This is a genomic window from Streptomyces sp. NPDC043812 (genome assembly GCF_056436245.1).
The window spans coordinates 37,856-57,831 of record NZ_JBWKCY010000014.1; the positions used below are offsets into that span (position 1 = coordinate 37,856).

General features: G+C 68.6%; 19 protein-coding genes. 13 read left to right on the forward strand and 6 right to left on the reverse strand.

Annotated elements, in window-relative coordinates; translation table 11 throughout:
• Window positions 1-63: 63 nt before the first annotated feature.
• The 3 genes from AC067Z_RS21155 to AC067Z_RS21165 all read left to right on the forward strand — a co-directional run bounded on the left by AC067Z_RS21155 (window position 64) and on the right by AC067Z_RS21165 (window position 2,864).
• Window positions 64-528 (forward strand): GatB/YqeY domain-containing protein, encoded by a 465-nt coding sequence (locus tag AC067Z_RS21155; protein WP_478791100.1) that lies wholly within the window; start codon window positions 64-66, stop codon window positions 526-528.
• An 867-nt stretch (window positions 529-1,395) separates the two neighbouring features.
• Window positions 1,396-1,902, forward strand: a complete 507-nt coding sequence (locus AC067Z_RS21160) for a hypothetical protein (protein WP_478791101.1) — start codon at window positions 1,396-1,398, stop codon at window positions 1,900-1,902.
• Window positions 1,903-2,093: 191 nt separating this feature from the next.
• Window positions 2,094-2,864: a hypothetical protein gene (locus AC067Z_RS21165; RefSeq protein ID WP_478791102.1), complete on the forward strand. Its 771-nt coding sequence runs from the start codon at window positions 2,094-2,096 to the stop codon at window positions 2,862-2,864.
• Between the two features lie 118 nt (window positions 2,865-2,982).
• Here the strand turns inward: AC067Z_RS21165 and AC067Z_RS21170 are convergent, their stop codons facing one another.
• A complete protein-coding gene (locus tag AC067Z_RS21170; RefSeq protein ID WP_478791103.1) occupies window positions 2,983-3,468 on the reverse strand; it encodes a DUF2690 domain-containing protein in 486 nt (161 codons plus the stop codon).
• Window positions 3,469-3,597: 129 nt separating this feature from the next.
• On the reverse strand, window positions 3,598-5,838 hold the full coding sequence (locus tag AC067Z_RS21175) for a transglycosylase domain-containing protein (RefSeq protein ID WP_478791104.1): 2,241 nt from the start codon (window positions 5,836-5,838) through the stop codon (window positions 3,598-3,600).
• A 516-nt stretch (window positions 5,839-6,354) separates the two neighbouring features.
• Between AC067Z_RS21175 and AC067Z_RS21180 the strand changes: the two genes are divergently transcribed.
• Window positions 6,355-6,699: a WhiB family transcriptional regulator gene (locus tag AC067Z_RS21180; RefSeq protein ID WP_478791105.1), complete on the forward strand. Its 345-nt coding sequence runs from the start codon at window positions 6,355-6,357 to the stop codon at window positions 6,697-6,699.
• A 326-nt stretch (window positions 6,700-7,025) separates the two neighbouring features.
• Here the strand turns inward: AC067Z_RS21180 and bagB are convergent, their stop codons facing one another.
• The gene (gene bagB, locus AC067Z_RS21185) at window positions 7,026-8,333 is read right to left on the reverse strand and encodes an ATPase BagB (protein WP_478791106.1); all 1,308 of its coding nucleotides are present in this window, start codon (window positions 8,331-8,333) and stop codon (window positions 7,026-7,028) included.
• Window positions 8,330-9,292 (reverse strand): ATPase BagA, encoded by a 963-nt coding sequence (bagA, locus tag AC067Z_RS21190; protein ID WP_478791107.1) that lies wholly within the window; start codon window positions 9,290-9,292, stop codon window positions 8,330-8,332. Before bagA ends, bagB begins: the two co-directional genes overlap by 4 nt.
• A 94-nt stretch (window positions 9,293-9,386) precedes the next feature.
• Between bagA and AC067Z_RS21195 the strand changes: the two genes are divergently transcribed.
• The 6 genes from AC067Z_RS21195 (at window position 9,387) to AC067Z_RS21220 (ending at window position 15,621) form a co-directional block, all read left to right on the forward strand.
• Window positions 9,387-9,548 carry a Sp36 family protein gene (locus tag AC067Z_RS21195; protein ID WP_005314434.1) on the forward strand — a complete coding sequence of 54 codons (162 nt, stop codon included), beginning with the start codon at window positions 9,387-9,389 and terminating at the stop codon, window positions 9,546-9,548.
• Complete coding sequence (locus AC067Z_RS21200; RefSeq protein WP_478791108.1) at window positions 9,545-10,018, forward strand: RidA family protein; 474 nt, start codon at window positions 9,545-9,547, stop codon at window positions 10,016-10,018. Before AC067Z_RS21195 ends, AC067Z_RS21200 begins: the two co-directional genes overlap by 4 nt.
• A gap of 257 nt (window positions 10,019-10,275) precedes the next feature.
• A complete protein-coding gene (locus AC067Z_RS21205) occupies window positions 10,276-12,849 on the forward strand; it encodes a PQQ-dependent sugar dehydrogenase (protein WP_478791109.1) in 2,574 nt (857 codons plus the stop codon).
• A gap of 82 nt (window positions 12,850-12,931) precedes the next feature.
• The gene (locus AC067Z_RS21210) at window positions 12,932-13,795 is read left to right on the forward strand and encodes an NUDIX hydrolase (protein WP_478791110.1); all 864 of its coding nucleotides are present in this window, start codon (window positions 12,932-12,934) and stop codon (window positions 13,793-13,795) included.
• A complete protein-coding gene (locus tag AC067Z_RS21215) occupies window positions 13,792-14,640 on the forward strand; it encodes an MBL fold metallo-hydrolase (protein ID WP_478791111.1) in 849 nt (282 codons plus the stop codon). The genes AC067Z_RS21210 and AC067Z_RS21215 overlap by 4 nt, the downstream gene beginning before the upstream one ends.
• Before the next feature lie 96 nt (window positions 14,641-14,736).
• Window positions 14,737-15,621 carry a prohibitin family protein gene (locus tag AC067Z_RS21220; protein ID WP_478791112.1) on the forward strand — a complete coding sequence of 295 codons (885 nt, stop codon included), beginning with the start codon at window positions 14,737-14,739 and terminating at the stop codon, window positions 15,619-15,621.
• 109 nt (window positions 15,622-15,730) lie between these two features.
• Here AC067Z_RS21220 and AC067Z_RS21225 read toward each other — a convergent pair whose 3' ends face one another.
• Entirely contained in the window at window positions 15,731-16,405 is a 675-nt protein-coding gene (locus AC067Z_RS21225; RefSeq protein WP_018845857.1) for a Crp/Fnr family transcriptional regulator, read from the reverse strand.
• A 293-nt stretch (window positions 16,406-16,698) separates the two neighbouring features.
• Here AC067Z_RS21225 and nth point away from each other — a divergent pair, with 293 nt between their 5' ends.
• The 3 genes from nth to AC067Z_RS21240 all read left to right on the forward strand — a co-directional run bounded on the left by nth (window position 16,699) and on the right by AC067Z_RS21240 (window position 19,642).
• A complete protein-coding gene (nth, locus tag AC067Z_RS21230; RefSeq protein ID WP_478791113.1) occupies window positions 16,699-17,541 on the forward strand; it encodes an endonuclease III in 843 nt (280 codons plus the stop codon).
• 61 nt (window positions 17,542-17,602) lie between these two features.
• On the forward strand, window positions 17,603-18,328 hold the full coding sequence (locus AC067Z_RS21235; protein ID WP_478791114.1) for an NUDIX hydrolase: 726 nt from the start codon (window positions 17,603-17,605) through the stop codon (window positions 18,326-18,328).
• Window positions 18,329-18,442: 114 nt separating this feature from the next.
• A complete protein-coding gene (locus AC067Z_RS21240) occupies window positions 18,443-19,642 on the forward strand; it encodes a MarP family serine protease (RefSeq protein WP_478791115.1) in 1,200 nt (399 codons plus the stop codon).
• A gap of 30 nt (window positions 19,643-19,672) precedes the next feature.
• Here the strand turns inward: AC067Z_RS21240 and AC067Z_RS21245 are convergent, their stop codons facing one another.
• The gene (locus AC067Z_RS21245; RefSeq protein ID WP_478791116.1) at window positions 19,673-19,861 is read right to left on the reverse strand and encodes a hypothetical protein; all 189 of its coding nucleotides are present in this window, start codon (window positions 19,859-19,861) and stop codon (window positions 19,673-19,675) included.
• Between the last annotated feature and the right edge of the window lie 115 nt (window positions 19,862-19,976).

Sequence of the window (19,976 nt, forward strand, 5' to 3'; positions counted from 1 at the left end):
AAGCACGCCGTGCAGGTGAAATGCGGGGGCGCGCCCCGGCTGCCACCTGCGACACTTGGCCCCATGACCACGCTCAAGTCCAAGCTGCAGGAAGACCTCACCGAGGCGATCAGGGCGCGCGACGAACTGCGTTCCTCCACGCTCCGGCTGACCCTCTCCGCGATCACGAAGGAAGAGGTCTCGGGCAAGACCGCCCGGGAGCTTTCCGACGACGAGGTGCAGAAGGTGATCGCCAAGGAGGCGAAGAAACGCCGCGAGGCGGCCGAAGCCTTCGCGCAGGGCGGTCGAGCCGAGCAGGCCGAGCGCGAGAAGGCGGAGGGCGTGATCCTGGACGCCTACCTGCCGCAGCAGCTGACGGACGACGAGCTCCGGCAGATCGTGTCGCAGGCCGTCGATGAGGCCAGGGCGGCCGGGGCCGAGGGCCCTCGCGCCATGGGTGCCGTGATGAAGATCGTGAACCCGAAGGTCGCGGGCCGCGCCGAGGGCGGCCGGGTGGCTGCCACGGTGAAGCAGCTGCTCGCGGGCTGAGTACCTTCAACCGCGCGCCCTGGCCTGGCGGCCCGGGCGGAAGAAACAGCCGTGCGCCCCTTTTCCCGCCGGGTTCCGTCCGCGGGAAAAGGGGCGCACGATTGTCCGGCGGCAGCCCGTCAGCTTGACGTGTGCCAGGGCGCGAGCGTGGTCATGGAGTCCCAGTGGACGCCGCCCGTGAGGGTGTCAGTCTGCGCATGCGTACTCGTCCTCCCCTTGTCATGATCGAGCGACCCTAACCGTGAATTGGTCTGGTCCACAAGGAAGTTGAGGGTCAGGGCACTGCCCCGCGACGTGCGGTGCCAGGAGCCTGGCGGGGCTGAATTCCCTGCCCGGTGTGCCGAGGGCCGGGTGCCCCCGGCCGCCGCGCTCGGCCCGGACACGAGATGCCGGCCCTCGGCTGTCGTGTGAGCTGTCCGAAAAGTGCCTCGTGCATGGCTCTCCTGGCCGGCGAGCGGACACCCAGTTGGCGTCCACCGTCGGGCAGTACGTCGAGGACAGGGGAGGAATAAGCCATTCCGCCTCCGATTGCGCCGCCGCCCCCGTACGCCGTGGCCCCGAGTGTGTCATCTTTTGTGAAAATAAATGCGACGAAAAGGAGCCCAGCTTCCGGGGTGCCTTCCCGGCGGCATGGGTGCTATTCGGCCACCCAGAGAAAAAGTATCTTGATCCACGTCGGTGCGGCGAGCGTATGATGCCGCCACTTGGCGCATTCTGTTCGATGTCAATTTCCACCCGCGCCGCCTATTTGAGCATTCTCGGAAACGTTTTCTGATTGAGATCTCGAAACGGCCGCACAGTATGCGCCCTTCGCGCAGGGCGAACTTCCTCCCTGTATTCGCTCATCATTGAGAAAGGTGAGACGGAATGGAACGTAAAGGATTCTGGCGCGCCGCGGTGACTGCATCGGCAGCCTGCGCCGCACTGCTCGCATCGGGAACTCCCGCCAACGCTGTCACGACGTACACGTCCGACGAGTGCAGCTCGTCCAGCGCGTGCTTCATCATCATGTACAACAGCAAGCAGAACGGCGGGTACTTCTACACGTCCTGCTTCTACACCAACAAGGACGAGTACTCCCACGAGGGGTACAGCGCCGTGACTTCGGGCGGTCTGCATGTGGTGGCGTACCAGTTCGACTACGGCAGCAACTTCCCGGTGAATGACAACATCGGATCCGTCTGCCGGCCGAGCGAAGGATCCGGGCAGGGTGTGAAGAACAATGCAGCCGGCGCCGTCAACAAGGACTCCAGGTCGCACCGCGTCTACTACAACACCGGATACGGCGGCACCTCGCAGACGTTCTATTCGGGGGACAGCAAGAACCTGATAGCCGCACTCAAGAACGAGAACGCCAGCAGCGAGAGGCTTTGAAAATGCGACGTATCAGCGGCGCCTTCGCCGTCATTGCAGCGTCTCTGCTCGTGGGCTGCGGAACGCAGACCGGCGGCGTGACGGTCCAGACAGGATCAGGGACAAACGGTCTGTCCCAGGAACCAAGACAGGCGCAGGTGCTCCGCGAGGGATGGCCTGCCGAGGTACCCGAAAGCGGTCTCACCAAGGGGATGAGACTTCCTCTGGAGAAGTACCTGGTCTCCTACGCGCAGGACGTGGAGATCGTCCGGGGGAGGGACAACTCCGAGATCGCCTGCATGCGCTCCCTCGGGTTCTCCGACTGGCGGACGGAGGTTCTCGGAGACTCCCCTCCGCTGGCCAACAACTCCGCAAACATGGTCCGTCGCTACGGCATCACTGACATCACCGAGGCCCGCCAGTACGGGTACAGCCTTCCGGACCAGGCCGTGGAACGCGCTGAAGCGATTGCCGAGCGGGAGACCCCCGAGGCAGTCGTCGCTCTCCGCGGCGTGTCCGACGGAAAGGCCGTCAAGTCCGTCGGCGGCAAGGCGTTGCCCGCCGGAGGCTGCGCGGGGGAGTCGGCGCGAGAGGTTCCGAACCCCGATGTCGAGCTCGCCGAACGACTCGGTGTGGACAGCTTCGAGCAGTCCCAGAGCACCCCGGCCGTGAAGACCGTGATGGCGAGTTGGGCGTCCTGCATGCAGGAGCGCGGGTACACGGTGGAGACGGTGTGGGACACCGACGACCTGGCCGATGCGCAGGCGCAGAGCGAGGCGTCGGGCAGGAACGCGACGGCCATCGCCGTTGCCGAGGTCGAATGCAAAGTGAAGACGAACCTGGTCAAGGTGTGGTTCGACGAGGAAGTCCGCATTCAGAACGCGCTCGTCGCGGAGCACGGCCAGGAGCTGACGGCCGCCAAGTCCCGTACGGACAAGGCTCTTCAGGTGGCGCAGCAGCAGACCGAGGCCGCGGGTCGGTGACGCCGGAACGTCGTAAGGACTGACCCGTCAGGGCTGTTGGGCGGGCATCCACCGCGACGGACTGGATGAGGGCGCCCCCCCGTGCACGGGGGGCGCCCTCATCATTCAGGATCCGTGATCAGATCGTGCCGCGGAACGGAGTGCACGAGGACTTGCCGGTCTGCGTGTCCTTGATGCAGCCGCGGACCATGTAGCCCTTGCCGCCGACCATGTTCGTCCAGTCGTGGGCGCCCTTTGCCGTGGTCACGGTACGGCGGGTGATGAGCTGGGTCCTGTCCGGGTTCCACTTCTCGATGGAGATGGTGGTGCCCCAGTTCGACTCGCCGGTGCGGACCCAGCCGGCCCAGCACTTGTTGCTCCAGCGGAGTTCGAGGTCCGAGCGACCCTGGCTCGGGCCCCGGTAGACCTCCGTGACCAGGATCGTACGGGCGTCCGCATCGCAGCCCATCGCGACGGGCCCCTTGTTCTCGCAGCCGGTGCCGTTGCAACCGGCCGCGTACGCCGCACCGCTGAGCGGGATGAGCGCCGCCGCCATGGCGGCGACCGGAACTCCCACCAGTCGCGTGTAGAAACGCTTGTTGCTGATCTTGCCGTTGAACGCCAACGCCACTCCCCGTATTCACTTCCCCACGGGAACACTTGGTCTGTGTTCGCCCCCCAGGGGAACAAATGCTCTATCAGGGAGAACGGTAGCAGGGTTGTCGATCTTGCTGGAGCGTCATCTTCCTTGGCTCTACGGCCCGTTGCCGCCGCCGTCCCGACCGCCGTTGCCCTGGCCGCGGCTGATGGCGCCGCCGATCAGGTCCGGCGGGATGCTGATTCCGGGGAGGGGGCCGTTGTCTCCCGGCCGCTGCTCGTCCCGGTCCCGATCCCTGTCGCGGCCCTTGTCCTTCTCCTTCTCCTTGCCGCGAGGCACGGGGACGGGGTTGAACGCCGGGGTCTCGTTGGCGTCCAGCGCCCCGGTCATCGCGATCTTCCAGATCGGTCCGGGCAGGCAGCCGCCGCAGACCTTGTCGTAGTACTGACCGCCGATCGTGATCCGGTACATCGACGTCTTCTCACCGACGTCGTCGCCGACCCAGACCGCCGTGGACAGGTTCGGCGTGTAGCCGACGAACCAGGCGTCCTTGCGGTCGTTCGTCGTACCGGTCTTGCCCGCGTTGTCGCGGTCCTGGAGACCGGCCTGGGTGCCGGTGCCGTCCTCGACGACGCCCTTGAGCATCTGGTTGACCGTGTCCGCGGTCCGCTCGCTCATCGCCTGCGTGCACGTGGACTTCGGCACCTTGATGCGCTTGTCGTCGGCGTCCGTGACGGACTCGATGGCGATGGGCGTGCAGTAGGTGCCGCGGTTCGCGAACGTGGCGTAGGCGGTCGCCATCGACAGCGGTGTGCTCACCTCGGAGCCGAGCGTGATCGAGGCGTGCTCCTCGATCTCCTTGCCGTCACCGCGCTCGTAGCCCACCTTCTTCGCCATCGTGATGGTCTCGCACAGCCCGGTCTGCTGCTCGAGAAGCGCAAAGTAGGTGTTGATGGACTTGCCGAGCGCGCTCGTCATGTCCCAGGAGCCCTTCTCGGACTCGATCTCGTTCTGCAGGTTCCACTGGCCGCCACCGACCGGGGTGCCCGAGCAGCCGGTGAACGAGCTCTGCGGCAGCGAGAGCTTCCAGCCGGTGGAGAAGGACTGGGCCGGGCTGATCCCCTTCTCCAGCGCCGCAGCGGCGGTGATCGGCTTGAACGTCGAACCGACCTGGAAGCCGTACGTGCTCCCGCCCATCTTGTTGCTTACGGCGAGGTTGAGCACGGTCTCGTGCTGCTTCTGGTCGAGCCCGTACGGGCGGGACTGGCCCATCGAGAGGATCTTGCCGCTGCCCGGCTGGACCTGTACCACGGAGGCCGCGACCTTGTCGGTCTTGTTGACCTTGGCCGTGGCTGCCTCGTTGGCCGCCGCCTGCGCCCGCGGGTTCAGTGTGGTCCTGATGGTCAGACCACCGAGGTTCCACAGCTTGGACCGGTCCTCCTCCGTCTTGCCGAAGGCAGGGTCGGTGAGGATGGTCTTGCGCACGTAGTCGCAGAAGAAGCCGGCACCGTCGACGGCGGTGATGCAGCCGTTCCTCGGCTTGCTCACCTTCAGCTTTATGGGCGTGGCCATCGCCGCGTCCGCCTCCGCCTGGGAGATGTCGCGGACGTCGGCCATGCGCTGCAGCACGATGTTGCGGCGTTTGGTCGCCTCTTCGTCGTCGTTGACCGGGTCGTACCGGCTCGGCGACTGGACGATGCCGGCCAGCAGCGCCGCCTCCTCCAGCTTCAGGTCCCTGGCGGACTTGGAGAAGTAGCGGTGCGACGCGGCCTCGATGCCGTACGCCTGCTGCCCGAAGAAGGTGATGTTCAGGTAGTTCTCGAGGATCTTCTTCTTGCCCAGCTCCTCCTCGACCTGGATCGCGTACTTCAGTTCGCGGATCTTGCGGCCGATGGTCTGCTGGGTGGCCTGGGCGACCTTGTCCGGGTCGTCGCCGGCCTCCTCGACGAAGACGTTCTTCACGTACTGCTGGGTGAGGGTGGAGGCGCCTTCGGAGACGCCGCCCGCCTGCGCGTTCTTGTTGAGTGCGCGCAGCACGCCCTTCAGGTCGACCGCGCCGTGCTCGTAGAAGCGGGCGTCCTCGATCGCGACGATCGCCTTCTGCATGTGCGGCGAGATGTCCTTGAGCGGCACCACCGTGCGGTCGCGGGAGTAGACCGTGGCGATCTGCCCGCCCTCGGCGTCGAGGATGGTGGTGCGCTGGCTCAGCGGCGGTGTCTTGAGGTTGGCGGGGATCTCGTCGAATCCCTCGACCGTGCCCTTGGCCGCGAGCCCCAGCGCACCGGCGGCGGGCAGGGCGATGCCCGCCAGCACCGCTCCGGAGAGCACGCTGACACCGATGAACTTGGCGGCCTGCTGGGTCCCGGTCAGACCTCCGCCCGAGCGCTTGTTTGGCATGGGGGCAGCCTAATCCGTAATCCAGGCGGTTCCGATGGAGCGGGTGCTCCCGGGATGCTCGGGTACCAAGCCGTGACATGGGACCGGCGGGGCGGGAAGGCCCCGACCTGGAGGGATCGGCAACGCCGGACACCGACGTTTCTATTCGCCGGACAAGCGCAAAGGCGTTGGCCTAAGCTGCTCTCAACTGTCACAGCAGTGCGGTTTCGCATCACGTCGCCGACAGACTCCGCTGTACCCGAATCCGGCGGAGCTGTGTCCAAATTCGCCGCATATGTCCTTGAAGTCCGTTGCAGTGCAGGGGAAATGCCCGCTTATGCCGGGTTCATCACGTATGCCCCCAGGTCACTCCCCTGGGTGATCTGCCGCGTACGCATAGTCCGTTCGGACCATTCAAGATTGGGCCCCTCGGGGGTGTTGCGCTGTGCCCACCTTCCGTAACGTCCTCAACTGGCAGCGGTGAATATGCCGCTGCCGCCGTGGGGGAGCCTCGATTCGGGAGAGGACGGCACCGGCATGGGCTGGGTAACCGACTGGAGTGCGCAGGCAGCCTGCCGCACGACGGATCCGGATGAACTGTTCGTACAAGGGGCAGCGCAGAACAGGGCCAAGGCGGTGTGCACCGGTTGCCCGGTGCGGACCGAGTGCCTGGCCGATGCGCTCGACAACCGCGTCGAGTTCGGTGTGTGGGGCGGAATGACCGAGCGGGAGCGGCGCGCACTGCTGCGCAGGCGCCCCACGGTCACCTCCTGGCGCCGACTGCTCGAGACCGCGCGCACGGAATACGAGCGCAGCGCGGGCATCCTGACCGTGGATCTCGACGACGACGAGACCTACGAGGCGTACGCGGCGGCCGGCTGACCGGCCGTACGGCGAAATCACGGGGACACACACGGGGATTCCTGGCCCGTCGGTCCCTGGTGTGGAGCGGCGCGAGAGCGGGGCCGCAGCATGACGTGCCGGAGGGGTGCCGGCCGACCGGCGCTGTGACCGGCCGAGCGGCCTGGTCACTCGTGGCCGTGCGCCGCCCGGGGCTGTGTCAGGAATGCTGCGGCGGTCCGACAGGCGTATGCGACCGCGCCCGCCGCTACGAACCGCTGCCGCAGATCGTCGGGAGCCTCAATTCGCCGAGACGCATGCGGGCGGCACGTGGAAGCGCAGCACAGATCGCGGCGCGCCCTCCTGGACTACGCCGCTCCTGCCGGTCCGCCGACCGCCAGGCGGTCACCGATCGTGCGCAGGCCCGCCAGGTCGTGGACATCACCGGGCAGCGCCGCCACCTCTGCGACGGCCACTTCGGGGTGCAGTGCCGTGAAACGGTCGCGTGTGCGCTGCTCACGCGACAGCACGTGCATCCTCTCGGCATGCAGACGCAACAGACCCGCGGTCAGCTGCTGCGTGGTCTGCGCTTCGGGTGTCTCGACTTCGGTCACGGTCGATCCGAGTGGCTCGGGGGGAACCTCATCCACGTCGGGAGTGTGATCCACGGCCGGGGATTCGGGAGAGACGGCCGTGGCGTCACGAACACCAGTCTTCCCGGGCCCCTGATCCACAATGCGGCCCTCATCAAGATTTTCGGCAGCGGCAAGCGCACGCTCCGCGGACAGCCGCGACGCCCCGCTCCCGTGCACCCGGTTGAGGACCAGTCCCGCCAGCGGCATGTCCTCCGCCGCCAGCCGCTCCACGAAGTACGCGGCCTCCCGCAGCGCGTCCCGCTCAGGCGCCGCGACCACCACGAACGCCGTGCCCGGCGCCTGGAGCAGCCGGTACGTCGCATCCGCGCGGGTCCGGAAACCGCCGAACATCGTGTCCATCGCCGCCACGAACGTCTGCACGTCGCGCAGCAGTTGACCGCCCAGCAGCTTGCCCAGTGTCCCGGTCATCATCGACATTCCGACGTTCAGGAACTTCATCCCTGCCCGGCCGCCCACCTTCGCCGGAGCCATCAGCAGCTTGATGAACTTGCCGTCGAGGAACGAGCCGAGACGCTTGGGCGCGTCCAGGAAGTCCAGCGCCGAACGGGACGGTGGGGTGTCGACGACGATCAGGTCCCACTCCTCCCGTGCGCGCAGCTGCCCCAGCTTCTCCATCGCCATGTACTCCTGCGTGCCGGCGAAACCGGCGGACAGGGACTGGTAGAAGGGGTTCTCCAGGATTGCGCGGGCACGGTCCGCGTCCGCGTGCGCCTCGACGATCTCGTCGAAGGTGCGCTTCATGTCGAGCATCATGGCGTGCAACTCGCCCTCGCCCTCGATGCCCTTGACCCTGCGCGGGGTGTTGTCGAGCGAGTCGATGCCCATGGACTGCGCGAGCCGCCGCGCCGGGTCGATGGTCAGCACGACGACCTTGCGGCCCCGCTCCGCCGCCCGTACTCCGAGGGCCGCCGCGGTCGTGGTCTTGCCGACGCCGCCTGCGCCGCAGCACACGATGATGCGCGTGGCCGGATCGTCGATGAGCGGGTCGGTCTCCAGGCGGACCGAAGCGTCGAGGGTCATGAACCGGTCCCTTGCTTGCGCAGTTCCTTCGCCAGTTGGTACAGCCCCGCGAGGTCGACTCCCTCGCTGAGCATGGGCAGTTCGTACGCACCGAGGTCCAGTGCCTGCAACGCCCTGCGCTGCTCGCGCTCCAGCTCGACCCGCTGGGCGTGCTCGGCCGCCTGCTCCAGCAGGGGCGTGACGAGCTTCGCCGGGCCCGGGATGCCGGCCGCGGTGAGCGCCTTGGTGATGTCGCCGCGGCGTCCGTCGGAGGCGTCGCGCACGGCGTCCTCGTCGAGGATGTGCGGGCGGACCATGTTCACGATGACGTTGCCGACTGGGAGGTCGGCGCCACGCAGTTCGGCGACACCGTCCGCGGTCTCCTGGACGGGCATCTCCTCCAGGAGCGTCACCAGATGAACAGCGGTCTGCGGGGACTTGAGCACCCGCATGACGGCCTGCGCCTGATTGTGTATCGGTCCGATCCTGGCGAGGCCGGCGACCTCGTCGTTCACGTTCAGGAAGCGGGTGATGCGGCCGGTGGGCGGGGCGTCCATGACGATGTAGTCGTAGACGTACCGCCCCTGTTTGTCCCGGCGGCGGACCGCCTCGCACGCCTTGCCGGTCAGCAGCACGTCGCGGACGCCCGGTGCGACGGTCGTCGCGAAGTCGATCGCGCCGAGCTTCTTGAGAGCGCGGCCCGCGCTGCCGAGCTTGTAGAACATCTGGAGGTAGTCGAGGAGCGCGCGCTCGGCGTCGATGGCCAGCGCGAACACCTCGCCGCCGCCCGACGCGACCGCGATCTTTCGCTCCTCGTACGGAAGGGCTTCCGTCTCGAAGAGCTGGGCGATGCCCTGCCTGCCCTCGACCTCGACGAGAAGGGTGCGTTTCCCCTCCGTCGCGAGGGCGAGCGCGAGGGCGGCGGCCACCGTGGTCTTACCGGTACCGCCCTTGCCGCTGACGACCTGGAACCTGCTCACGTATTCGAGCCTAACCAGTCGCACGGCGGCCTACGCACGAGGCTGCCCGCGGGCTGCGTCACGTCACCGCGGAGGTGCGGATACAGTCGGCTCCATGACCAAGTGGGAATACGCGACCGTGCCCCTTCTCGTGCACGCGACGAAGCAGATTCTGGACACCTGGGGCGAGGACGGCTGGGAGCTCGTCCAGGTCGTGCCCGGGCCGAACAACCCCGAGCAGCTGGTGGCATACCTGAAGCGGGAGAAGTCCTCGTGAGCGGCGGCGTCGTCGACCGCAGGCTCGCCGAGCTGGGTCTGACGCTGCCCGCGGTGGTGCCTCCGCTGGCCGCCTATCAGCCGGCCGTGATCTCGGGTGCCTACGTCTACACCGCGGGGCAGCTCCCGATGGTGGACGGCAAGCTTCCGGTCGCCGGCAAGGTGGGCGCCGAGGTGACCGCCGAGGAGGCCAAGAACCTGGCACGCACCTGTGCGCTGAATGCACTGGCCGCCGTGAAGTCGGTCGTCGGCGACCTGGACCGCATCGCGCGTGTCGTGAAGGTCACCGGCTACGTGGCGTCGGCCGCGGACTTCACCGGCCAGCCGGGCGTGCTCAACGGTGCGAGCGAGCTGCTCGGCGAGGTGCTCGGCGACAAGGGTGTGCACGCGCGCAGCGCGGTGGGTGTCGCGGTGCTGCCGCTGGACGCCCCGGTCGAGGTGGACATCCAGGTGGAGCTCGTCCAGGACTGAATCGCTGGTCAGTACGTTCAAGGCCCCGCGCCCGCCGGTGATCCGGAGGGGGCGGGGCCTTCGTCGTTCCCCGACCGGTCCTGCACGATCGCCGTCACCGCTCTTGACGTGGACGTGTCCATGGGTGTGCTCTGTTCACCAGTTCATGGTTAGGAAGCTTTCCTATCCATGTGAATCCTCATGTGAATCCTCATGGGAACCCGTACTGCACGCACCTCCTCCATTCCTCGTCCCCCACACGAAAGCGGGAGGAAACCGTGGCACCCCGTCTCCGACGGCCGCGCAGCGCGGCCGGCGCACTCGTCGCCGCCGCCACCGCGGCGTTATCCCTCGCCCTGCCACCGCTCAGCAGCCAGGCGGTCCCCGCCGCAGAGCCCGTCGGCTACGAAGCCGAAGGCGCCCGGATCTCCCAGGGCGCCGTGGAGTCCAACCACCCGGGCCACTCCGGCACCGGTTTCGTGAACTTCCAGGCCGTCACCGGTGCGTACGTCGAGTTCACCGTCGACTCGGCGCAGGCCGGCCCCGCCGACCTGGACCTGAGATACGCCAACGGCACCACCATGAACCGTCCCCTGGACATCACCGTCAACGGCACCCTCGTTGCCGACAACCTCGCCTTCCCGGGCACCGGCGCCTGGAGCACCTGGAAGTCCGGCACCGCGACCGCCCAGCTCAAGGCGGGCACCAACACCATCCGCGCCACCACCGCCGCCAGCGACGGACCCAACCTCGACCGGCTCACGGTCACCCCGACCGGCCCCGCCGACACCGAGAAGCCGACCGCGCCCGGGAATCTGCGCAAGGGCAAGGAGCCCACGGCGACCACGGTGTCACTGGCCTGGGACGCCTCCACCGACAACACGGCGGTCACCGGCTACGACATCTACCAGCACGGCCAGTTGATGAAGCAGGTCGACGGATCCACGCTCGCCGCCACGGTGGACGGCCTCGACCCGGAGACCACCTACGACTGGACCGTCTTCGCCCGTGACGCCGCGGCCAACGTCTCCGTCGCGAGCAACGCCGTCACCGTCGCCACCCTGCCCGCTCCGCCCGACGACCAGGCACCCAGCATCCCGGGCAACCTGCGTTCCACGGGCAGGACCGCCACCAGCGTCGACCTCGCCTGGAACCCCTCCACGGACAACGTGAAGGTCACCGGCTACGAGATCTTCCGCGACGGCGCCGCCTCCACGACCTCCGACGGCACCACGGCCACCGTCGCCGGCCTGAAGGCGAACACCGCGTACAAATTCAAGGTCAGGGCCTTCGACCTCAAGGGGAACAGGTCCGGCTTCGGACCGGAGCTCACCGTCACCACAACGGGCTCCCAGCCCGGCGGCACCCCGGACCCCGGCGCCGTATCCACCCTCGCGAGCGGTGTGGACGTGGCCTGGGGCCTGGGCTTCCTGCCCGACGGCACGGGCATCTTCACCGAACGGAACACCTTCAACGTCCACAAGCTGACCAAGTCCGGCCAGAGGACGCTCCTCGGAAAGGTGCCCAACTCCCAGACCACGGGCGGCGAAGGCGGCCTGATGGGCGTCGAGGTCAGCCCGAACTTCAACAGTGACCACTACCTGTACTTCCTGCACACCTCCGGCGACGGCAACCGCATCGCGCGCATGAAGCTGGAGAACAACGCGCTCAGCGGCTACACCGTCCTCCTCGACGGCATGGAGAAGAGCCGCTTCCACAACGGCGGCCGACTGCGCTTCGGCCCCGACGGCAAGCTGTACGCCTCCATGGGCGACGCCCAGAGCGCCAGCCGCGCGCAGGACAAGAACTCCCTCAACGGAAAGATCCTGCGCATCAACCAGGACGGCTCCATCCCGTCGGACAACCCGTTCGGGAACGCCGTCTGGTCACTCGGCCACCGCAACCCCCAGGGGCTCGACTTCGACTCCAAGGGCAGGCTCTGGCAGGCCGAGTTCGGCAACAGCGTCATGGACGAGGTCAACCTCGTCCAGAAGGGCGGCAACTACGGCTGGCCCAACTGCGAGGGCACCAGCGGCAGCTGCTCCGGCTACATCCCGCCGAAGAAGACCTGGCCCACCGCCTCCGGCTCGCCCAGCGGACTGACGATCATCAACGACCACGTCTTCGTCGCCACGACCAGGGGCGAGCGCGTCTACCGGCTGCGCATCGACAGCAGCAGCAATCTCGTGGAGCAGAAGACCTACTTCCAGGGGACCTACGACAGGCTGCGCACCGTGGAGGTCGACCACGACGGAGACATCTGGCTCACCACGTCCACCGACAAGGACGGCACATCCGGCAACGACCGGGTCCTGCTGATCGACATCCAGTACTCCGGCGGCGGGAATCCCCAGCCGGGTGACTTCAAGCTGACCAGCAGCGCCTTCGGCGACAACACCACCATCCCCGCCAAGTACACCTGCGCCGGCGACGGCACGGCGGGCCAGGACCCGTCACCGCCGCTCGCCTGGGGCGCGGGCAGCACGAGCGCCCGCAGTTATGCGGTCGTCTTCGCCGACACGGCGAACGGCGGCAACAAACTGCACTGGGCGATCTGGGACGTCCCGGGGGGGAAGACCGCGCTGCCCGAGGGCCTGGGATCCGGCTTCGCCGTCCCGGGCCAGGACGGTGCGCGGCAGAAGGCCATGGGCAGCGGGGCGAACGCGCAGAAGTACTTCGGCCCCTGCCCCGGCGGCTCCACCCATCCGTACACCTTCACGCTCTACGCGGTGAACGCGGCGACCGTCCCAGGGCTGTCGTCGGGCTCCTCGATGGCGCAGATCGAAACGGCGATCAAGAACGCGAGCACGGCGAACGTGAAGCTGCGCGGTACCTCGGACGCGCGGACGTAGACCGCGGAGGGCGGGGTCGAGGGGTGGCCGGGCACACCGGCCACCCCTCGAACATCTACGCGTGAACGCATAGCATCCGCCCATGTCCAATGGTCAGTGGTACCCGCCGGAATGGCCCGACCGCATCCGTGCCCTCGCGGCCGGAGAGCTCGTCCCCGCGACCCCCAAGCGGGCCGCGACGGTGATGCTTCTGCGCGACTCGGCGGCCGGCCCCGCTGTCCACATGCTCCGCAGGCGCACCTCCATGGCCTTCGCGGGAGGCGCGTACGCCTATCCGGGCGGAGGAGTGGATCCCCGCGACGACCGGCCCGTCGGCTGGGCCGGCCCCTCCCTGGACACTTGGGCGGAGCGCCTCGGCACCGACACGGCGTCCGCGCAGGCCATCGTGTGCGCCGCGGTCCGGGAGACGTACGAGGAGGCGGGCGTCCTGCTCGCCGGGCCCACGGCAGGCACGGTCGTCGGCGACACCACAGGGGACGACTGGGAGGCGGACCGCCAGGCACTGGTGGACCGGAACGTGTCGTTCGCCGAGTTCCTAGACCGCCGCGGACTTGTGCTGCGCTCGGACCTGCTGGGCGCCTGGGCGCGGTGGATCACTCCCGAGTTCGAGCCGCGCCGCTACGACACCTGGTTCTTCGTCGCCGCCCTGCCCGAGGGCCAGCGCACCCGCAACGCCTCCACCGAGGCGGAGAGCACGGTGTGGATCAGCCCCGCGGAAGCGACCGCCGGCTACGACAAGGGCGAGCTGCTGATGATGCCGCCCACCGTCGCGACGCTGCGCACCCTGCAGGAGTACGGCAGCGCAGAGGACGCGCTGGCCGGGGCGACGGGCCGGGATCTCACGCCGGTGCTCGCGAAGGCGCGGCTGGAGGGCGGCGACGTGGTGCTGAGCTGGCCGGGCCACGAGGAGTTCACCAAGCACGTGCCCCAGGGAGGCCCGCGATGACCGATGCCGCCGTTCTGCCGGGGCAGCCCCGCGGAGGTGTGCTCTCCGGGCCCGCCACCGCGCGAGCCGTCAACGTGCTCGCGCCGAACCCGTCCGCGATGACCCTCGACGGCACCAACACCTGGATCGTCTCCGAGCCCGGCTCCGATCTGGCCGTCGTCATCGACCCCGGGCCCCTCGACGACGCCCACCTCCAAGCCGTGATCGCCACGGCCGAGCAGGCGGGCAAGCGAGTGGGCCTGACCCTGCTCACGCACGGCCACCCCGACCACGCGGAGGGCGCCGCCCGCTTCGCCGAGCTGACGCGTACCTCCGTCCGAGCCCTCGATCCCGCGCTGCGGCTCGGCGACGAGGGGCTCGCCGCGGGGGACGTGATCACCACGGGCGGGCTCGAACTGCGGGTCGTCGCCACACCCGGCCACACCGGTGACTCCCTCAGCTTCCATCTGCCCGCCGACCGCGCCGTGCTGACCGGTGACACCATCCTCGGCCGCGGCACGACGGTCGTCGCGCACCCGGAGGGGCGGCTCGGGGACTACCTGGACTCGTTGCGGCGGCTGCGCTCGCTGACCGTCGACGACGGTGTGCACACCGTGCTGCCCGGACACGGTCCGGTGCTGGAGGACGCCCAGGGCGCCGTCGAGTTCTATCTCGCGCACCGTGCGAACCGGCTGGCGCAGGTGGAGACCGCCGTCGAGAGCGGCTTCACGACCGTCTCCGAGGTGGTCGCGCAGGTGTACGCGGACGTGGACAGGTCCCTGTGGCCGGCGGCCGAGCTGTCGGTGCGGGCGCAGCTGGAGTACCTCCGCGAGCACGGTCTGATCGGCGGGAGCCCGTCGGCCTGACCGGCGGGAACTGGCGGTGCCCCTCCCTACGTCCTGTCGCTGACGGTGCTTTACGCTCCGCTTACTTTGCGACATCCGTCCCTGGGGGGATCAGCTGTGTTCGTCCTGTTCGTCATTCTCGTCATCGCCGCCGCGGTGATGTATTTCGTCGCCCGCAGCGGCGACAACCGGGGCCTCAGGTTCGGCGCTGTGGGAGCGCTGCTCGCGGGCCTGTTCGCCGGCATAGCCAGCTGTGTGCACGTCGTCGGTGCCTACGAGGTCGGGGTGCCCGTCACGTTCGGCAAGGTCGGCTCGCCCATGACGTCCGGCATGAACGTCACCTCACCGTTCACCAACGTCACGACGTTCTCCACCCGCCCGGTGGACCTCAACCTGTCCGACAAGGACGTGGTCGAGGTGCGCTCCTCGCAGGGCGGTGTCATGTACGCGGAGCTGACCGTGAAGTGGGCGGTCACCCCCGCGAAGGCCGTGGAGCTGTACCGGCTCGCGGGCAGCGAGGACGCGATCCAGCAGCGGCTGGTGTTCCCGGACAGCCGGGAGATCGTCCGCAACGTCTTCGCCCGCCACACCAGCGAGGAGGGCTACACCTCCGCCCGCGAGAAGATCAACACCGAGATCGGTGATCTCATCAAGGAACGTCTGGCCCCGAGGGGCATCGACGTCACGACCGTCAATCTGCGCAATGTGCGGCCGTCCGAGAAGCTGCAGGACCAGATCGACCGCAAGATCCAGCAGCAGCAGGCCACGGAGAGGGCGACCGAGGCCGCACGCACCGCGAAGGCGGAGGCCGAGCGCCGCCGTATCGAGGCCGAGGGCATCGCCAAGGCCAACCGCATCCTCAACGAGTCGCTGAGCGACAAGGTGCTCGCCAACCAGTGCATCGAGGCCTTCAAGGAGGCGTCCACCAAGCACCCGGTGTACGCGGTGCCGTGCGGCGGGGGCGCCGGCAATCCGCTGATCGTCGACGGCACCAAGAACTGACGGCAGGGCGCCGGCGGTCTGCCGGCGCGCGAAAAAGGGCCGCCCGCGCGATGCGGGCGGCCCTCCTCGTATGCCTGGGGTCGGCCAGGTCCTGTCGTCCGGACAGGGCCTAGCGCGAGCGCTTGGCCAGACGCTCCACGTCCAGCAGGATCACCGCGCGGGCCTCCAGTCGCAGCCAGCCGCGCTGCGCGAAGTCGGCCAGGGCCTTGTTCACGGTCTCGCGGGAGGCACCGACCAGCTGGGCCAGCTCTTCCTGGGTGAGGTCGTGGACGACGTGGATGCCCTCCTCCGACTGCACGCCGAAGCGGCGCGACAGGTCGAGGAGCGCTCGGGCGACACGGCCCGGGACGTCGGAGAAGACCAGGTCGGACATCTGGTCGTTGGTCTTGCGCAGCCGGCGGGCGACCGCGCGCAGCAGCGCGGTGGCCACCTCGGGGCGGACGTTCAGCCACGGCTGGAGGTCGCCGTGGCCGAGGCCGAGGAGCTTCACCTCGGTCAGGGCGGTGGCAGTCGCGGTGCGCGGGCCGGGGTCGAAGAGGGACAGCTCGCCGATGAGCTCGCCCGGGCCGAGGACGGCGAGCATGTTCTCGCGGCCGTCGGGGGATGTGCGGTGGAGTTTGACCTTGCCTTCGGTGACCACGTAGAGGCGGTCGCCGGGGTCGCCCTCGTGGAACAGCGCGTCGCCACGGGCGAGCGTCGCTTCACTCATCGAGGCGCGGAGCTCCGCGGCCTGCTCGTCATCGAGCGCCGCGAAGAGCGGGGCGCGCCGCAGAACGTCGTCCACGAGTTCTCTCCTTGTCGACCTGCTCAGGGGACGGTGTCCCCATGATGCCGGACCGTGCTGTGCTGTCCCGGGGACTGGGGCCCCGCGGCTGGCATCGTCGGGGATCGGGACCCCGGTAGTAAACAATCGTGCGATCAATCACAACAAGTTTGACTCACTGACGCGTCCCGCCGTACGGCAGGGGCCCGATTGGGTCGTGATTACCGGGGACCGGGGCGGATGTCGGTGGCGGCCCTTAGGCTGGCCGGGTGTCCAACTCGCCGGTGAGAGCGCAGGCCAAGGGGGCTGGGAGCGTGTCCGGAAAGCAGAATTCCGCTGTGGGCGAACAGTCGTCACCCAGTTCGGACAAAAGGAAAAAATCGGTCAAACCGGAATCGCGGCTGGCCATGGTCCGCCGAGCGCGCCGGATCAACCGCGAGCTCGCCGAGGTCTTTCCCTACGCCCACCCGGAGCTGGATTTCGAGAATCCCTTCCAGCTCCTGCTCGCGACCGTCCTCTCCGCACAGACGACCGACCTCCGGGTCAACCAGACCACTCCCGCCCTCTTCGCCCGCTACCCCACGCCGGAGGATCTGGCCGCCGCGGTGCCGGAGGAGGTCGAGGAGCTGATCCGGCCGACCGGCTTCTTCCGGGCCAAGACGAAATCGATCATGGGCCTGTCCAAGGCCCTTCGCGACGACTTCGGTGGTGAGGTCCCCGGCCGGCTGAAAGACCTGGTCACGCTGCCCGGCGTGGGCCGCAAGACGGCCTTCGTCGTCCTGGGCAACGCCTTCGGTGTCCCCGGCATCACCGTCGACACGCACTTCATGAGGCTCGTGCGCCGCTGGAAGTGGACCGACCAGGACGACCCGGTCAAGATCGAGGCCGAGATCGCCTCGATCTTCCCGAAGTCCGAGTGGACGATGCTCTCCCACCGTGTGATCTTCCACGGCCGCCGCATCTGCCACGCCCGCAAGCCCGCCTGCGGCGCCTGCCCGATCACGCACCTCTGCCCTTCGTACGGGGAGGGCGAGACCGATCCGGAGAAGGCCAGGAAGCTCCTGAAGTACGAGATGGGCGGCCAGCCCGGACAGCGCCTGAAGCCTCCCGCGGACTACCCGGGCAAACCGGCCCCGGCGCTTGGCGCGATCGGGTGAGCCGCCGCCCCCACGAGGAACGATCCCGGCGCCCCGGAGCGTTGTGCACCAGGGGGTGCCCATGACACGTGCAGGAGAAGAAACGTACGAGGCGTACGGCCGGCCGGGTGAGGGCGAGCGCGAGGTGGTCGTCAGCACCGAAGGGTTGCCCGCATGGCTCGACCCCGTGGTGCGGGCCGCGGACACCGTGCAGCCGCAGCAGCTCAGCCGCTTCCTGCCGCCCGAAAGCGGCAAGGGCCGACAGAGCGCCGTGCTCGTCCTCTTCGGCGAGGGCGCCCGGGGGCCCGAGCTGCTGCTGATGGAGCGCGCTGGCACCTTGCGCTCGCACGCCGGGCAGCCTTCCTTCCCCGGTGGAGCCCTCGACCCGCAGGACGGCGACCCGGCCACCACCGGTCCGCTGCGTGCCGCTCTGCGAGAGGCCCAGGAGGAGACCGGTCTCGACCCCTCGGGCGTCCAGACCTTCGGCGTGCTGCCCAAGCTCTACATCCCGGTGAGCAGTTTCGTCGTGACGCCCGTACTGGGATGGTGGCGCACCCCCAGCCCGGTCGGGGCGGTCGATCCCGCCGAGACCGCGCGGGTGTTCGCTGTGCCCGTGGTGGATCTCACGGACCCGGCCAACCGTGCGACGGCCGTCCACCCGAGCGGTCACGCCGGACCCGCATTTCTGGTCGAAGGGGCTCTGGTCTGGGGTTTTACCGCCGGAGTCATCGACCGGATCCTGCACTTCGCAGGCTGGGAGCGGCCGTGGGACCGCTCTAAGCAGGTCCCACTGGACTGGCGCGCATGACAGGCTGACACAGGCAGAAGCGCAACCCGGGGCGCAGAAACGAAGCGGCGGCGCCGCGGGCCCGGACCACCAGCCGGAAGGAGCACCCGGCGAGACACTGCGAGGCTACTGACGGTGAACGTGCTGGACATCCTGTTGCTGGTCGCCGCCGTCTGGTTCGCGATCGTCGGCTATCGCCAGGGCTTCGTCGTCGGCATCCTCTCGGTGATCGGGTTCCTCGGTGGAGGACTCGTCGCCATCTATCTCCTCCCCGTGGTCTGGGCAGCGCTGACCAATGACGCCGAGGTGTCCACCACGGCGGCGATCGTCGCCGTGGTCATCGTCATCGTCTTCGCGTCGGTGGGCCAGGCCTTCACCACCCACCTGGGCAACAAGCTGCGCACGCACATCGTCTGGTCGCCCGCCCGTGCGCTCGACGCCACCGGCGGAGCGCTGGTCAACGTCGTGGCCATGCTCCTGGTGGCGTGGCTGATCGGCTCCGCGCTCGCCGGCACCTCGCTGCCCACCCTGGGCAAGGAGGTCCGCAACTCCAAGGTGCTCCTCGGGGTGTCCCGGGTGATGCCCGATCAGGCATCCACCTGGTTCACCGACTTCTCCTCCGTGCTCGCGCAGAACGGCTTCCCGCAGGTCTTCAGCCCGTTCGCCAACGAACCCATCACCGAGGTCCAGGCACCGGACCCGGCGCTCGTCGGCAGCCCGGTCGCCGCCCGTGCCAAGCAGTCCATCGTCAAGGTCGTCGGCACGGCACCCAGTTGCGGAAAGGTCCTGGAGGGCACCGGCTTCGTCTTCGACGAGCGCCGGGTGATGACCAACGCGCATGTCGTCGGCGGCGTGGACGAGCCCACCGTCCAGATAGGCGGCGAGGGCAAGCTCTACGACGCGAAGGTCGTGCTCTACGACTGGCAGCGCGACATCGCGGTGCTCGACGTCCCCGACCTCAAGGCCCGCCCCCTGCAGTTCACCGAGGACGACGCACGCAGCGGAGACAGCGCGATCGTCGCCGGCTTCCCGGAGAACGGCTCGTACGACGTCCGCTCCGCACGTGTCCGAGGCCGGATCAACGCCAACGGACCCGACATCTACCACCGGGGCACCGTCCGCCGCGATGTCTACTCGCTGTTCGCGACGGTCCGCCAGGGCAACTCCGGCGGACCGCTCCTCACCACCGACGGCAAGGTCTACGGCGTCATCTTCGCCCGGTCCCTGGACGACGCCGAGACCGGCTACGCGCTGACGGTGGACGAGATCCGCGAGGACATCGCACAGGGCCGTTCCGCCAACCAGGAGGTCGACAGCCAGGGATGCGCGCTGTAGCGGCGCCCGTACGCGCAGCCGCGGTGGGAGTCAGGAGCGGGGATGGCGGAGCCGCGCCGACACCCAGCGCGCGCGGCGCCGGAGGATGCGCGGAATACCGATCCCGTCCCCGGGATGCTCGTGGCCCTCTGCCCGGGAGCCACCACTGTCGTGGGTGATCGGCCCATTGGCCGAGCGGCGGTTGCGTGCTGCGTCACCGTAGTCGTGCGTCCAGCCCATACCCCGACGTCTGCCCGTGGCCCAAGGTCGGTAACCGTGTCAGGGGCGGCCAATTGGCCTATGCGCCGGGCACTTGGCCGTTCGTAGGACAACCGTTCCTCGACGTTGCGCAAAA